The sequence below is a fragment of the Prevotella veroralis DSM 19559 = JCM 6290 genome, assembly GCF_000377625.1.
Taxonomy (GTDB): domain Bacteria; phylum Bacteroidota; class Bacteroidia; order Bacteroidales; family Bacteroidaceae; genus Prevotella; species Prevotella veroralis.
Genome location: NZ_KB898352.1, coordinates 1 through 1,186 on the forward strand (window position 1 = coordinate 1; position 1,186 = coordinate 1,186).

The 1,186-nt window shown below is 52.4% G+C and carries 1 rRNA gene; it reads right to left on the reverse strand.

Annotation, left to right across the window (positions count from 1 at the left end):
• Positions 1-1,186 (reverse strand): 16S ribosomal RNA (locus tag D464_RS0112345); the annotation flags it as partial.

Sequence of the window (1,186 nt, forward strand, 5' to 3'; positions counted from 1 at the left end):
AAGATTGGATGCAATTTGCATTACACCGTCCCTCTGTACCGGCCATTGTAACACGTGTGTAGCCCCGGACGTAAGGGCCGTGCTGATTTGACGTCATCCCCACCTTCCTCACACCTTACGGTGGCAGTGTCTCCAGAGTGCCCAGCATTACCTGATGGCAACTGAAGAGAGGGGTTGCGCTCGTTATGGCACTTAAGCCGACACCTCACGGCACGAGCTGACGACAACCATGCAGCACCTTCACAGAGACCCCGAAGGGCGTCATTATCTCTAAATCCTTCCTCTGCAATTCAAGCCCGGGTAAGGTTCCTCGCGTATCATCGAATTAAACCACATGTTCCTCCGCTTGTGCGGGCCCCCGTCAATTCCTTTGAGTTTCACCGTTGCCGGCGTACTCCCCAGGTGGGATGCTTAATGCTTTCGCTTAGCCGCTGATACCAGGTACCAACAGCGGGCATCCATCGTTTACTGTGCGGACTACCAGGGTATCTAATCCTGTTCGATACCCGCACCTTCGAGCTTAAGCGTCAGTGGCGCTCCCGTCAGCTGCCTTCGCAATCGGAGTTCTTCGTCATATCTAAGCATTTCACCGCTACACGACGAATTCCGCCAACGTTGTGCGTACTCAAGGAAACCAGTATGCGCTGCAAGTCAGACGTTGAGCGTCTACATTTCACAACACACTTAATCTCCGGCCTACGCTCCCTTTAAACCCAATAAATCCGGATAACGCCCGAACCTTCCGTATTACCGCGGCTGCTGGCACGGAATTAGCCGGTCCTTATTCGTATGGTACCTGCAAACAATCACACGTGATTGACTTTATCCCCATACAAAAGCAGTTTACAACCCATAGGGCCGTCTTCCTGCACGCTACTTGGCTGGTTCAGGCTCTCGCCCATTGACCAATATTCCTCACTGCTGCCTCCCGTAGGAGTTTGGACCGTGTCTCAGTTCCAATGTGGGGGACCTTCCTCTCAGAACCCCTACTGATCGTCGCCTTGGTGGGCTGTTACCCCGCCAACAAGCTAATCAGACGCATCCCCATCCATAACCGATAAATCTTTCATTCTCTTCTGATGTCATCTAAGAATTACATAAGGTATTAGTCTGCCTTTCGGCAGGTTATCCCTTAGTTATGGGAAGGTTGGATACGCGTTACTCACCCGTGCGCCGGTCGACGTCC